Annotated in this window: 13 protein-coding genes; 1 reads left to right on the top strand and 12 read right to left on the bottom strand. The window is 63.9% G+C overall.

Going from position 1 to position 13,142, the window contains the following annotated elements:
- Positions 1-21 precede the first annotated feature (21 nt).
- The 5 genes from EB231_RS00595 to EB231_RS00575 all read right to left on the bottom strand — a co-directional run bounded on the left by EB231_RS00595 (position 22) and on the right by EB231_RS00575 (position 5,206).
- Positions 22-1,233, bottom strand: coding sequence for a cysteine desulfurase-like protein (locus EB231_RS00595; protein WP_246740988.1), 1,212 nt, complete (start codon positions 1,231-1,233; stop codon positions 22-24).
- A 98-nt stretch (positions 1,234-1,331) separates the two neighbouring features.
- Positions 1,332-2,006, bottom strand: coding sequence for an amino acid ABC transporter permease (locus EB231_RS00590; RefSeq protein ID WP_056569735.1), 675 nt, complete (start codon positions 2,004-2,006; stop codon positions 1,332-1,334).
- Positions 2,007-2,169: 163 nt separating this feature from the next.
- Complete coding sequence (locus EB231_RS00585; protein ID WP_140769800.1) at positions 2,170-2,967, bottom strand: ABC transporter substrate-binding protein; 798 nt, start codon at positions 2,965-2,967, stop codon at positions 2,170-2,172.
- Between the two features lie 90 nt (positions 2,968-3,057).
- Positions 3,058-4,248 (bottom strand): pyridoxal phosphate-dependent aminotransferase, encoded by a 1,191-nt coding sequence (locus EB231_RS00580; RefSeq protein WP_056569740.1) that lies wholly within the window; start codon positions 4,246-4,248, stop codon positions 3,058-3,060.
- Between the two features lie 196 nt (positions 4,249-4,444).
- Entirely contained in the window at positions 4,445-5,206 is a 762-nt protein-coding gene (locus EB231_RS00575) for an HpcH/HpaI aldolase family protein (RefSeq protein ID WP_172347140.1), read from the bottom strand.
- A 123-nt stretch (positions 5,207-5,329) separates the two neighbouring features.
- On the opposite strand from EB231_RS00575, the gene EB231_RS00570 reads away from it, so the two are divergent.
- Entirely contained in the window at positions 5,330-6,421 is a 1,092-nt protein-coding gene (locus EB231_RS00570; protein ID WP_172347139.1) for an LLM class flavin-dependent oxidoreductase, read from the top strand.
- Between the two features lie 10 nt (positions 6,422-6,431).
- Here the strand turns inward: EB231_RS00570 and EB231_RS00565 are convergent, their stop codons facing one another.
- From EB231_RS00565 to EB231_RS00535, 7 genes are all read right to left on the bottom strand, one after another.
- A complete protein-coding gene (locus EB231_RS00565; RefSeq protein WP_172347138.1) occupies positions 6,432-6,827 on the bottom strand; it encodes a RidA family protein in 396 nt (131 codons plus the stop codon).
- Positions 6,828-6,887: 60 nt separating this feature from the next.
- A complete protein-coding gene (locus EB231_RS00560; protein WP_172347137.1) occupies positions 6,888-8,036 on the bottom strand; it encodes an acyl-CoA dehydrogenase family protein in 1,149 nt (382 codons plus the stop codon).
- A complete protein-coding gene (locus tag EB231_RS00555; protein WP_044548838.1) occupies positions 8,036-8,848 on the bottom strand; it encodes an enoyl-CoA hydratase family protein in 813 nt (270 codons plus the stop codon). Before EB231_RS00555 ends, EB231_RS00560 begins: the two co-directional genes overlap by 1 nt.
- Complete coding sequence (locus tag EB231_RS00550; protein WP_056569752.1) at positions 8,845-9,315, bottom strand: MarR family winged helix-turn-helix transcriptional regulator; 471 nt, start codon at positions 9,313-9,315, stop codon at positions 8,845-8,847. The genes EB231_RS00555 and EB231_RS00550 overlap by 4 nt, the downstream gene beginning before the upstream one ends.
- Positions 9,309-10,082 (bottom strand): SDR family NAD(P)-dependent oxidoreductase, encoded by a 774-nt coding sequence (locus EB231_RS00545; RefSeq protein ID WP_172347136.1) that lies wholly within the window; start codon positions 10,080-10,082, stop codon positions 9,309-9,311. Before EB231_RS00545 ends, EB231_RS00550 begins: the two co-directional genes overlap by 7 nt.
- Complete coding sequence (locus EB231_RS00540; protein ID WP_172347135.1) at positions 10,079-12,373, bottom strand: bifunctional salicylyl-CoA 5-hydroxylase/oxidoreductase; 2,295 nt, start codon at positions 12,371-12,373, stop codon at positions 10,079-10,081. The genes EB231_RS00545 and EB231_RS00540 overlap by 4 nt, the downstream gene beginning before the upstream one ends.
- A gap of 144 nt (positions 12,374-12,517) precedes the next feature.
- Positions 12,518-13,117, bottom strand: coding sequence for a VOC family protein (locus tag EB231_RS00535; RefSeq protein ID WP_172347134.1), 600 nt, complete (start codon positions 13,115-13,117; stop codon positions 12,518-12,520).
- Positions 13,118-13,142 lie beyond the last annotated feature (25 nt).

Here is a 13,142-nt window from a genome sequence, read left to right as displayed (position 1 = left end):
CCGTCAGGCACCCTTCGTCCATCAGGACAGCTTGGCGATGATGGCGCGCAGCGCCTCGCCGAAGCGGTGGATCTCCTCGACCGTGTTGTAGTGGACCAACGAGGCACGGATGGCGCCGCTGTCCATCGACAGGTTGAGGCGCTTCATCAGGCGTGGCGCGTACATGTGGCCGTCGCGGATGCCGATCTGCATCTCGGCCATCTCCTCGACGATCCTTTGCGGCGACAGCTTGCCGATGTTGAAGCAGAAGGTCGGCACACGCTCGTTGATGCGGGCCTCGTCCGCGACGCCGTAGATGGTCGCGCCGCAGCCCTTGAGCACGCCAAGCATCTCGCGCGCCAGAACCAGCTCGTAGTCACGGATTGCGGTCATGCCGGCAACGATGTTTTCGCGCCGCGAGCGGTTGTTGGAGGGCGCGAGATTGCGGCCGATGAGTTCCAGATACTGCACGGCCGCGTCCATGCCGGAGACATTCTCGTAGATGAATGTACCGGCCTCCACCTTGTAGGGCGGTTCGTCCGGAATGAAATCCTCCCGGAAGGTCGGCAGCCGCTTCAGCGTGTCGAAGCGGCCCCAGAGGAAGCCCATATGCGGCGAGAAGTTCTTGTAGCCGGAGCAGACGAGGTAGTCGCAATCCCAGGCTCGCACGTCGATCAGCCCATGTGGCCCGTAATGCACGCAGTCGAGGAACACCTCGGCACCGGCCGCATGCGCGATCTTGGCCACGGAAGCCACATCGACGATCGAGCCGATCGAATGCGCGGTCACCGTGCAGGCGACGAGGCGGGTGCGGTCGGAAACCAGCGGGCGCAGATCGTCGACATGCAGGTTGCCGTCCTCACGCATGCGCCACCACTTGAATTTCGCCCCGGCGGATTCCAGTGCCAGCCAGGTGGCGATGTTGGCGTCGTGGTCCATGTCGGTGATGACGATCTCGTCACGCTCCTGCAGCATCTGGCCGATGCCGAGGCTGACGAGGCGGATGAACGAGGTGGCGTTCATGCCGAAGCAGATCTCCGCCGGGCTGTAGGCGTTGATCAGCAGCGCCACGCTTGTGCGGGCATCGGCGACCGACTGGTCGACGGTGACGCTGCGGCCATAGCGGCCGCCGCGCTGCACATTGTGCGAGACAAGGTGGTTGGTCACCGCGTCGAGCACGCTCTGCGGAATCTGCGCACCGGCGGCGTTGTCCAGGAAGATGAAATCGCCCGCCCGCTGCAGGGCGGGAAACATGGCCCGGATGGTGGCGACGGGGAAGCCGTCGGTGGCGGTGGCCTGGGAATTGCTCAAGGGATGTCTCCTGCGAAGTGCTATGGCGAACGGTCTGATGGTCAGCGCGTCTTTTCGGTCTTGAAGCGGGCTTCAAGCAGGCTGACGAGGCGGACCATCGGCCAGAGGAAGATGAGATAGACGAGTGCCGCGCCGATCAGCGGCGAGGGATTGGCGTAGAGCGACTGCGCGTTGGTCGCTTCCTTCAAGAGTTCCGGCAGCGCCACGGTCGAGGCGAGCGAGGTGTCCTTGAACATCGAGACGCAGTTGCTGGTCATCGGCGGGATGACCACGCGCACGGCCTGCGGCAGCACCACCTTGCGCAAGGTCAAAAGGAACGGCAGGCCGAGCGCTTGCGAAGCTTCGAACTGGCCGCGCGGAATGCTCTCTATGCCGGATCGGAAAACTTCCGCCGAATAGGCCGACATGATGATGGCGAACGCCGTCACCGCGGACGCCCAGGACGACAGGCGGATGCCGAGGAAGGGCAGCGCGTAGTAGATCAGGATCAGCACCACCAGCACCGGCAAGGCGCGGAAAATGTCGGTATAGCCGACCGCCAGCCATCGCAGCGGCTTCGGCGCATAGAGCCGCAGCAGGCTGATCACCAGGCCGATAGGAATGCCGATGCCGATGCTGAGCAGTCCGAGCAGCAGCGTGTTCAGGAATCCGCGCAGCAGCGCAGGAAGGCTCGACGCGATGACGTCGGCGTTGAAGAAGGTGTCGATCAGCGACATGGGAGCGTTCCCGAACCGTTTTGCGTCCCGTGACGCTGGAGCAGGGCCCGGAAACACCGAAAGCGGTTTTGCGGCGCTGACCTGTGGCTCCGGGGAAGGATCATCAACGAAAACGAGGCGTACCGGCCTTTTAAGCCGGCACGCCCCTGTTCTGGGTTGCCGCTCAGGCCTTCGGCATCGGCATTTCCTTGACGGTCGACGAGTCGGCCGGCGCGTCGCTACCGAACCACTTCTTGTGGATCGCGGCCAGCGTGCCGTCTTTCTTCATCGCCGTCAGCGCGTCGTTGAGCTTGCCGAGCAGCGGGTGGTCCTTGGTCATCATCAGTCCGTACTGTTCGCCGGTCTTGATGCGCTGCTTCACCTTCAGGTCCTTCATCTTGGTGAAGGAGTATTCCATGCCCGGAATGTCGCTGACGGCGGCGTCGACGCGGCCTGCGCTGAGGTCGAGCAAAAGGTTCTGCTGGGTGTCATAGCCCTTCACGTCGCTGAAGCCATCGGCTTCCTGATGCGCCTTGACCCAGGTCTCGCCGGTCGAGCCGGACAGCACGCCGACGATCTTGCCCTTGAGGTCGGCCTCGGTGTTAACAGCGCTATCGGTCTTGGTGGCGATGCCCATGTCGGAATCATAGTAGGGCTGGGTAAAGGACTGCGACTTCAGCCGCTCCGGGGTGATGGTGATCGAGGAGATGGCGACATCGATACGCTTCGAGGTGGTGGCCGCGAACAGCGCCTGGAAGCCGAGGTCGGCGATGTCGGTGGTCATGCCGATGCGCTTGGCCGCTTCGTTGACGATATCGACTTCAAAGCCCTCGAAAGTGCCGCTCTCGTTCTTGTATTCGAAGGGCGGATTGGTCGGGTAGGCGCCGACATTGAGCACATCGGCGGCATAGGCGGTGGCGGGGCCGGCGGCGATGCCGACGGCGGCGGCGAGCAGGATCAGATTGCGACGGGTGAGCTTCATTGGTCGTCCCTCTGGGGTGTTCCCTCTGGTTGTTGATCGGACGGGGCTGGCCCCGCACGGTTTCTTGCCGTCCCGCCTCCCAGCGGGGCGTCAATTCATGGCAGCGACCATGCGGTCGAGCGCGGTCGCTATCTGGTCGCGGTCACGGCAGACGCACATGCGCAGGAATGCCGTTGCCGAGCTTCCAAAGAGATGGCCGGGCGCCAGCCCGACACGCGCCGTCTCCAGGATTTTGGCGCAGGCGCGACTGGCATCGCTTTCGCCTTCCATGGCAAAGAAGGCATACATGCCGCCACGCGGTTTCGTCGGCAAAATGACGCCCGGAATCTGTGCCAGCCTGATATAGGCGAGGTCGAGGCCGGTCCTGATCCGCTGCCGGATTTCTTCGACCAGTGGCTCGCCCTGGCGAATTGCGGCAACGGCGCCAGCCTGGATAGGAGCGGCAGTGCCGCTGTTGACGTATTGGGTCATGGCGCCGAGCTGGTCGGCCACTCCCGATGGATGCGTCAGCCAGCCGATGCGCCAGCCGGTCATGGCCCAGGCCTTGGAGAAACTGTTGACCGACAGCACCCGGTCGCCGTCCTCGGCGATTTGCAGGATCGAGGGCGCGACGTCGCCGTCGAGATAGAGCCGGCCATAGACCTCGTCGGAAATGATCCAGATGCCGGTGCGCCGGCTGAAATCGAGCAGGGCCCGCATCTCCTCGGCCGAGGCGGTCCAGCCGGTCGGGTTGGACGGCGTCGACAGGAAGATGGCGCGGGTGCGGGCGTCGCAGCTTGCGAACAGCCTGTCGAGGTCGAGACGCCAGTCACCCTCGAAGTCGAGCGAAAATGGTCGCGGTTCGCCGCCGATCAGGTGGATTGCGTTGTGGATGTTAGGCCATTGCGGCGCGACGTAGACGACGTTTGTGCCGGTATCGACCAGCAGTTCCAGTGCAAGGTATAGCGCCTGCATGCCGCCCGGCGTGACGGTGGTCCGTGTGATCGGGATCGGCCGGCGGTGGATGCGCGTCTGGTACTCCGACAGCGCTTCATTCAGAGCTCCGAGCCCGCGCATGTTGGGCACGTAGAAAGTCTGACCTTCGTCGAAGGCCGCCTTGGCGGCGTCGCGGATGAAGGCGGGCGTCACCATGTCGCCTTCGCCGTACCAGAGCGCGATGACGTCGCCCAATTCACGCGCGCGCACGGCAAGGTTGGCGATGTTTTCGGTATGGAGATCACGAATCTGCGCGCGTACGCCATCGAAAGCATAGCGCGCGCTGGACGATGACTGGGGCAGCATGAACGACAAGGACTGAACCCCTCCCACCCGAAGCACTGCGATGGACTGGCCGGCAACCCCTCCGGCATCGCGGTCACCATCGATCCTTGGATGCTATCCAAAGTGCCGCACTTTTCAAGGCGAAAGTTTTAAGCTTAAAAAGTTTGGGTGGCCTGTTGCCCTGGCGATACGCCTTTTTTGCCCCAATGCGCCCGTTTCATGCCAATTCGTCGCGCGCCGCGGCAAAGTTGGCCGCCGCGCCGGCGCCCAGAAACATCGTGTCACTGGCCAGCACGAAGAAACTCGCACCGATGGCTGCCCAACGGCCGATCGTCTGTGGGCTGGCGCAAAATATGCCTGATGTCTTTCCATGTGCGATCGTAGCGGCAATGATCGTCCGGATCGCCGCATTGAGCTTGTCGGCGCCTTGCGGTCCGATCGCGTCGATCGACACCGAAAGGTCGCCAGGGCCGACGAAGATCACGTCGACGCCGTCGACCGCCGCGATCGCCTCGATGTTGGCGAGCCCCGCCGCAGTCTCGACCTGGACCGCAACGACGGTTCTGTCGTTGGCGCCGGCAAGATATTCGGGAATGCGATAGCCATAGCCCGCGGCCCGGCCGGGTCCGACGCCGCGCTCGCCCAACGGCGGATAGCGCGAGGCTTTGGCGGCCATCGCCGCCTCGGCGGCGGTCGAGACGCGCGGCACCAGCACGCCTTGCGCGCCACTGTCCAGCGCCGCCTGGATCGCCTCCGGCGCATGGCCGGGAACGCGCACCATCGCCGGCACGCGATGCACATCGGCGGCTCGCACCATGGTCTCGATCATGTCGCGCGAAATCTGGGCATGCTCCCAGTCGATGCAGAGGAAGTCGAGGCCGGATAGCGCCATCACTTCGACCGCAACGGGATGGGGAATGGCGGCAAAGGAACCGACGAGGTTCGTCTTGCCGATGCATTTCTGGCGGAACTCGCTCATGTCCATCCTCTTTTTCGACTTGCTCAAATCCATATCCGCAAACGACCGCGAGGCGAAGCTATTTCAGGCTTGAAATATTCTGGTGCGAGCCTAGCGTGTAGCCTCCCGCCGCGAGTTCCCGAGATGATCAAAGCGCATCCCCTGCACGGTTCGAACAAACTGAAACTCGGCGTCTTTTCGACCAATGCCGATGGCGGGCTTGCCATCACCGATGTGTCGGAACGCTGGACGGCGAGTTGGCAGGACAATCTGACGGCGGCGCAAATCGCCGATCGTGCCGGGCTGGAGTTTCTGCTGCCGATCGCGCGCTGGCGCGGCTTTGGCGGCCGCAACAAGGTGCGCGAATGGTCGTTCGAGACCTTCACCTGGGCGGCGGCGCTTAGCGTCGCCACAGAGCAGATCGGCCTGTTCATGACCGTGCATGTGCCGCTGGTGCATCCGCTCTATGCCGCCAAGGCGCTGGCGACGGTCGACCACATCAGCCAGGGCCGCGCCGGCCTCAACATCGTCTGCGGCTGGAACCCGAAGGAATTCGGCATGTTCGGCACGCCGCTCGTCGAAAAGGGCTACGACCAGGCGGCCGAATGGATCGAAATCCTCGAAAAGCTTTATGCCTCTACCGAGCCTCTCGACTATGAAGGCACCTACTATCGTCTCAAGGAAGCGGTCAGTCGGCCAGCCAGTTTGCAGATCCCGCGTCCGGTGACCATGAATGCCGCATTCGGCGGTCCGGGCCGCGATTTCGCCGCCGCCCGGTGCGACTATCTGTTCACGACCTTTTCCGAAATGAGCGATGCCGGCAAACATGTCGCCGACATCCGCGAACGGGCCGACAAGGTCGGCCGTGATGTCGGCGTCTATACGGTGGCGCATGTCGTCTGCCGCCCGACGATGGAAGAGGCGCAGGCCTATTACACGCGCTACGCGGTCGATCTGGCCGACCATGACGCGGTCGATGCCCATATGGCCGGCAAGAAGGAATTCTCGCGGTCGCACGACCCGCACGCCTATGACCGCTACCGCCAGCGCTTCGCCGGCGGCGCCGGCACCTATCCCCTGATCGGAACCCCGGAAACGATTGCCGCCGACATGGCCGCCATTGCCGGGCACGGCTATCAGGGCATCGCGCTTTCCTTCGTCAACTACACGCAGGAGCTGCCCTATTTCTGCGATCACGTTCTGCCGCTGCTGAGGCAGGCAGGCCTTCGCGGGTAATGACGACAGATTAATCCGGTATGACCGCGGTCGCCTGGATTTCCACCTTGGCGCGGTCCTCGACCAGTGCCACCACCTGCATGGCGGCCATCGCCGGAAAATGCCGGCCGATCACCTCGCGATAGGCTTCGCCGATGCCCCTGAGATTGGCCAGATATTCGGCTTTGTCGGTGAAATACCAGGTCATCGAGGTGATGTGCTGAGGCGTGGCGTCTGCCTCCGCCAGCACCGCCACGATGTTCTCCAGTGTCTGTTTCACCTGGCCGACAAAGTCGTCGGTCTCGAACTGGCATTGCCCGTTCCAGCCGACCTGTCCGCCGACGAAGATGAGACGCCCACGCGCCGCGACGCCATTGGCGTAGCCGACCGGTTTGGCCCAGCCTTCAGGCTGCAGAACCTCGTGCATTTCAAGCCTCCCCGTATTCCAAAAACCAAGTGTCAAAATCGAATGCCGTCAATGTCGCTGTCAGCCCGCGCTCATAACTTGCCTGGCGATGACCACTTTCTGCACGTCGGATGCACCCTCATAGATGCGCAGTGCGCGAATCTCGCGATACAGGCTCTCGACGATATGGCCTTTGCGGACGCCGTCGCCGCCATGCAACTGCACCGCTCTGTCGATCACCTCTTGCGCCTTGTCGGTGGCGAACAGCTTGGCCATGGCCGCCTCGCGTGTCACCCGCGCCGCGCCCATGTCCTTGGTCCAGGCGGCGCGGTAGATCAGGAGCGCCGCCGCGTCGACGTCGAGGGCCATGTCGGCGACATGTCCCTGCACCATCTGCAATTCGGCCATCGGCGCGCCGAACAGTTTGCGCTCGGCCACCCTTTTGATGCTTTCATCGAGTGCCCGGCGGGCAAAGCCGAGCGCCGCCGCGCCGACCGTCGAGCGGAACACGTCGAGCACCGACATGGCGATGCGGAAGCCGTCGCCGGGCTTGCCGATCAGTGCGGCGGCGGGCAGGCGGACCTTGTCGAAGGACAGCCGCGCCAACGGATGCGGCGCGATCACTTCGAGACGTTCGGCGATGCCAAGGCCCTTGGCGTCGCCTGGCACCAGAAAGGCGGACAGCCCCTTGGCGCCCGGCGCCTCGCCGGTGCGGGCAAAGACGACATAGAGATCGGCGATGCCACCATTGGAAATCCAGGTCTTCTCACCTGTCAGGATGTAGCTGTCGCCATCACGGGTCGCCGTCATCTCGGTGTTGGCGACATCCGATCCCGACCGTGGCTCCGACAGGGCAAAGGCCGAGATCGCCTTGCCGGCACGCGTCTTGGCCAGCCATTGCTGCTGGTTCGATGTGCCGAACAGGCTGAGCGCTCCTGTGCCCAGTCCCTGCATGGCGAAGGCGAAATCGGCGAGCCCGTCATGGCGCGCCAGCGTCTCGCGCGTGATGCACAAGGTGCGTACGTCGAGCGGCCCCGGATTGTCGGTGTCAACAGCCGTCGGCTTCAGCCAGCCGTCCTGGCCAAGCTTTGCCACCAGTTCGCGGCAGGCGGCATCGACATCATGGTGATCGACCGGCAGGTTCTTCGCGCACCATGCTTCCAGACGCTCGGCCAACTCGCGATGACGGTCTTCGAAGAACGGCCAGTTGAGGAAACTCTTGTCAGCCATCAATTGCCCTCGAACACCGGCTTTTCCTTGGCCACGAACGCCTTGTAGGCACGTTCGAAGTCGCGTGTCTGCATGCAGATCGCTTGCGCCTGTGCTTCCGCCTCGATCGCCTGATCGAGGCCCATCGACCATTCCTGGTTGAGTTGCGTCTTGGTGATGCCATGGGCGAAGGTCGGACCGGAGACGATGCGCGCTGCCATGTCGAGCGCGTCGGCCTCGAGCGATGCGGCATCGACCAGCCTGTTGTAGAAGCCCCAGCGCTCGCCCTCGGCCGCCGTCATGGTGCGGCCGGTGTAGAGCAGTTCGGCGGCACGGCCCTGGCCGATGATGCGCGGCAGGATCGCGCAGGCGCCCATGTCGCAGCCGGCGAGGCCGACGCGGGTGAACAGGAAGGCGGTCTTGGCTTCCGGCGTGGCGATGCGGATATCGGAACTCATGGCGATGATGGCGCCGGCGCCGACCGCCACACCGTCGACAGCCGCGATGATCGGCTTGCCGCAATTCAGCATCGCCTTGACGAAATCGCCGGTCATGCGGGTGAAGGCGAGGAGCTGCTTCATGTCCATCTTGACCAGCGGGCCGATAATGTCGTGGACATCGCCGCCGGAGCAGAAATTGCCGCCATTGGAGAGGAACACCACGGCGTCGATATCGTCGGCATAGACAAGGTCGCGGAACGTATCGCGTAACTCGGCATAGCTGTCGAAGGTCAGCGGGTTCTTGCGCTCCGGCCGGTCGAGCCGGACCTTCGCGATCCTGCCCTCGACCTCCCACAGGAAATGCTTCGGCTTGAGGCCGGCCATCCCGGTCATTCGCGTCCCTCCCAGTTGCTGCGGAACGAGGTCAGCATGCCGGTCAGCCGGCGCGCATCTTCCTCGCTGACCTTGCCCAGCAATTCACCGATCCAGCCCTCATGCGCCGCGGCGATGGTGGCGAAGGATTTGGTGCCTTCCTCCGTCAGCCGCACCATGGAGGTGCGGCGGTCGCCATTGCGGCGGGCGCGGGCGACCAGCCCTTCCGAAACCAGCCGATCGACAATGCCGGTGACATTGCCGTTGGAGACCAGCAGGAAGCGCGACAGGTCGCTCATCAGCATGCCTTCGGGGGCGCGGTAGAGTGCTGCCATCACATCGAAGCGCGGCAAGGTCGTATCGAATTCTTTCTTCAGGCGCTCCCGCAGTTCGGCCTCGATCGTGCGCGAGGCACGCAGCAGCCTGATCCACAGGCGCAGCCTGTCCTTGCCGGGTCCCGACGGTGCGGGCAGCGGGCCGGCTACCATGTCTCGCCTCCTGAGATCGAAATTGCCTGTCCGGTGATCGATGCCGCCGCGTCGCCGCACAGCCACAGCACGGCGGCGGCGATCTCTTGCGGCTGGATGAAGCGGCCTTGCGGATTGGTCGAGGCTAAGCTTGCCCGCGCCTCACCGGCCGAGCGACCGGTCTTTTCGACGATGCGTTGGATGGACTCCTCCAGCATGTCGGTCTCGACGAAGCCCGGGCACACGGCGTTGACGGTGACGCCGGATTTCGCCGTCTCGGCGGCAAGCGCCCGCATCAGGCCGACGACGCCATGCTTGGCCGCGACGTAAGGCGCGACATAGGCGTAGCCCTTCAATCCCGCCGTCGAAGCGATAAACACGATGCGGCCTGCCTTGCGCGCGGCCATCCCGGCCAGCGCTGGCTTCACAGTCAGGAAGGCGCCGGTCAGGTTGACGTCGAGCGTCTTCTGCCAGTCGGCCAGCGCGGTCTTGTGCGCCGGCATGCTGCCGGCCATGCCGGCATTGGCGACGACGATGTCGAAGGCCCCGCGCGCGGCTTGCGCCGTCTCGTAGAGCGAGGCCATGGATGCCTCGCTGGTGACATCGGCAGCGATGCCGAAAATGCCTTCGCTTTCGCCGGCAACTTTTGCGAGTTCTGCTTCACGGCGGCCGCAGATGGTCACATTGATGCCAGCGCCAGCCAGTGCCAGCGCGATGGCCCGGCCGACGCCGGAGCCGCCGCCGGTGACCAGCGCATGCTTGCCGGAGATCGCTGTTGCGGCCGTCATACTTTCAGCCCCGCTGCCGCATCGCGCTCCGCCAGACGATAGAGCTGGTCGCGCCCGGGCAGGTAGGGATCGGGCCATTTGACGGCGCGGTCACCAAGCGTCACTGCCGCATGCAGCGTCCAGTAGGGGTCGGCAAGATGCGGCCGTGCCAGCGCCACCAGGTCGGCGCGGCCGGCCATCAGGATCGAATTGACATGGTCCGGCTCGTAGATGTTGCCGACCGCCATCGTCGCCATGCCGACCTCGTTGCGGATGCGGTCGGAAAAAGGCGTCTGGAACATGCGGCCGTAGACCGGCTTTGCCAGTGCCGAAGTCTGGCCGGCCGAGACGTCGCATATGTCGACGCCAGCTTCATGCAGCAGCCGCGCGATCTCGACCGCATCGGCCGGTGTCACGCCTTCGATGCCGACCCAGTCATTGGCCGAGATGCGCATCGAGATCGGCTTTTGTGCCGGCCAGGCGGCGCGCACCGCGTGGAAGATTTCAAGGGGATAGCGCATGCGGTTCTCAAGCGAACCGCCATAGGCGTCCGTGCGCCGGTTGGTGACCGGCGTGATGAAGGACGACAGGAGATAGCCGTGCGCGGCGTGGATCTCCAGCATATCGAAGCCGCAGCGATCAGCCATCTCGGCAGAAGCCACGAACTGGTCGCGCACCAGATCCATGTCGGCTCGGTCCATCGCCTTCGGGACCTGGTTTTCGGGCGACCATGCGACGGCCGATGCGGCCATGATCGGCCAGTTGCCCGAGGCCAGCGGCACGTCGGTGCCTTCCCAACCCAGCCGGGTCGAACCCTTGGCACCGGAATGGCCGATCTGAGCGCAGATCTTCGCCTCGGTCTCGGTATGGACAAAGTCGACCAGCCGCTTCCACGCCACCTCGTGCTCAGGCGCGTAGAAGCCGGGGCATCCGGGTGTGATGCGCCCTTGCGGGCTGACGCAGGTCATCTCGATATAGACGAGGCCGGCGCCGCCCTTGGCGCGCTCGGCATAATGGGTGAAATGCCAGTCGGTCGGGCAGCCGTCGACGGCCTTGTACTGCGCCATCGGCGAGACGACGACGCGGTTGTTGAGCCTGAGGTCGCGCAGCTTGAAGGGCGCGAACATCGGCGCCCGGCGCAGCCTGTTGCCGCCGGCACCCGCCTGGCGCTGGAACCATTCCTCGGCGCCGCCCAGCCATTCGGCATCGCGCAGCCGCAAATTCTCGTGGCTGATGCGCTGCGAGCGGGTCAGCAGCGAATAGTTGAACTGCACCGGGTCGAGGCCGAGATAGCGCTCGACCTCCTCGAACCATTCGAGCGAATTACGCGCCGCCGATTGCAGCTTCAGCACCTCGGTGCGGCGGGCGTCCTCATATTTACGGAACGCCGCGTCGAGATCCGGCTCGGTTTCGACATAGTCGGCCAGCGCCACGGCACTTTCCAGCGCCAGCTTGGTGCCTGAGCCGATCGAGAAATGCGCCGATGCGGCGGCATCGCCCATCAGTGCCAGGTTCTTATACGACCAGCGCTCGCAAAGCACGCGCGGGAAATTGATCCAGGCCGAACCCCTGATATGGTTGGCATTGGTCATAAGCGCATGGCCACCGAGATGCTTGGCGAAGATGCGTTCGCACACCGCGATGGATTCCTGCTGCGTCATCGCGCCGAAGCCGAAGGCAGCCCAGGTCTGTTCGCTGCACTCGACGATGAAGGTCGCGGTGTCGCTGTCGAACTGGTAGGCGTGCGCCCACACCCAGCCATGCTCGGTCTTCTCGAAGATGAAGGTGAAGGCGTCGTCGAATTTCTGGTGGGTGCCGAGCCAGACGAACTTGCATTTGCGGGTGTCGATATCGGGTTTGAAGACGTCGACGAAGGTGTTGCGCGCCCTGGAGTTCAGCCCGTCGGCGGCGACGACCAGATCATGCGTCTCCATATAGGGGCGGGGATCGGCGATATCGGTCTCGAACATCAGCTTGACGCCGAGTTCGCGGGCGCGGCGCTGCAGCAGGATCAACAGCCGCTTGCGGCCGATGCCGCAGAAGCCGTGGCCTGACGAGACCGTGCGCACGCCGTCATGAATGACGGCAATGTCGTCCCAATAGGCAAAATGCTTCTTGATCCAGACGGCGCTGACTGGATCGTTCTTCGCGAGATTCTCAAGCGTTTCGGCCGACAGCACCACGCCCCAGCCGAATGTGTCGTCGGCGCGGTTGCGCTCGAACACCGTCACATCGTGGGCGGCGTCCCGGAGCTTCATCGAAATGGCAAAGTAGAGGCCGGCTGGTCCGCCGCCGAGAACCGCAACCTTCATGTGTGCGATCTCCTCTTCGCTTGCTGTGTCTTCAAGTATCGCGCCGGCGGCAAGATATTTCAAGCTTAAAGTTCTATATCGAAATCATTGTGCGGGTATTGGGCGGCGCGCTTGCGTGTCGAACCGCAAGCGCGCGCCGGGTGGTCACTTGTCCGGGTTCTTCGGGCTCCACAGCACTGTCTCGGCACCCTTCTCATAGGCCATGCCGTCGGGATAGCTGATCGCTTCCAGTTGCAGTCCCCAGGGAGCCTGGAAATAGAGAATGGTCTGGCCGGCGGCAGGGCCTTCCTTCACCGGCAAGGGCCCCATGCGCGTCTTGACGCCCTTGCCGTCGAGATAGGCTTTCGCCGCGGCGACATCATCGACATAGAAGGCGATGTGAAAACCGCCAATGTCGCTGTTCTTCGGCGTCAGGTTCTTCTGGTCGGGCGCGGTGTATTTGAACAGCTCGATGTTCGATCCATAGCCGCAACGAACCATGGTGACCTGTTCGATGACAGCCTTGGGATCGACGCCCAGAAGATCCTGCATGAAGGTGCCCTTGTCGTCGGCGAATGGGCCGAAGGACATCGCCTTCTTGCAGCCGACCACTTCGGTGAAGAAGTCGACCGCCTGCTTCATGTCGGGAACGGTGATGCCGGTGTGATCGTGGCCGCGCATGCCGGGGATCGAATCCGCCGAGGCCATGCCGGCGCTGCCAAGGACAGCGGCGGCGAGCGTTGCGTTTCGAAGTATCGTCTTCATGTCAGTCCTCTCCATTGGCGGGACC

Source organism: Mesorhizobium sp. NZP2298 (genome assembly GCF_013170825.1).
In the GTDB taxonomy this organism is placed as follows: domain Bacteria; phylum Pseudomonadota; class Alphaproteobacteria; order Rhizobiales; family Rhizobiaceae; genus Mesorhizobium.
The sequence above is the reverse complement of the archived record's forward strand: the minus strand, read 5'-3'. Positions and strand labels throughout refer to the sequence as shown.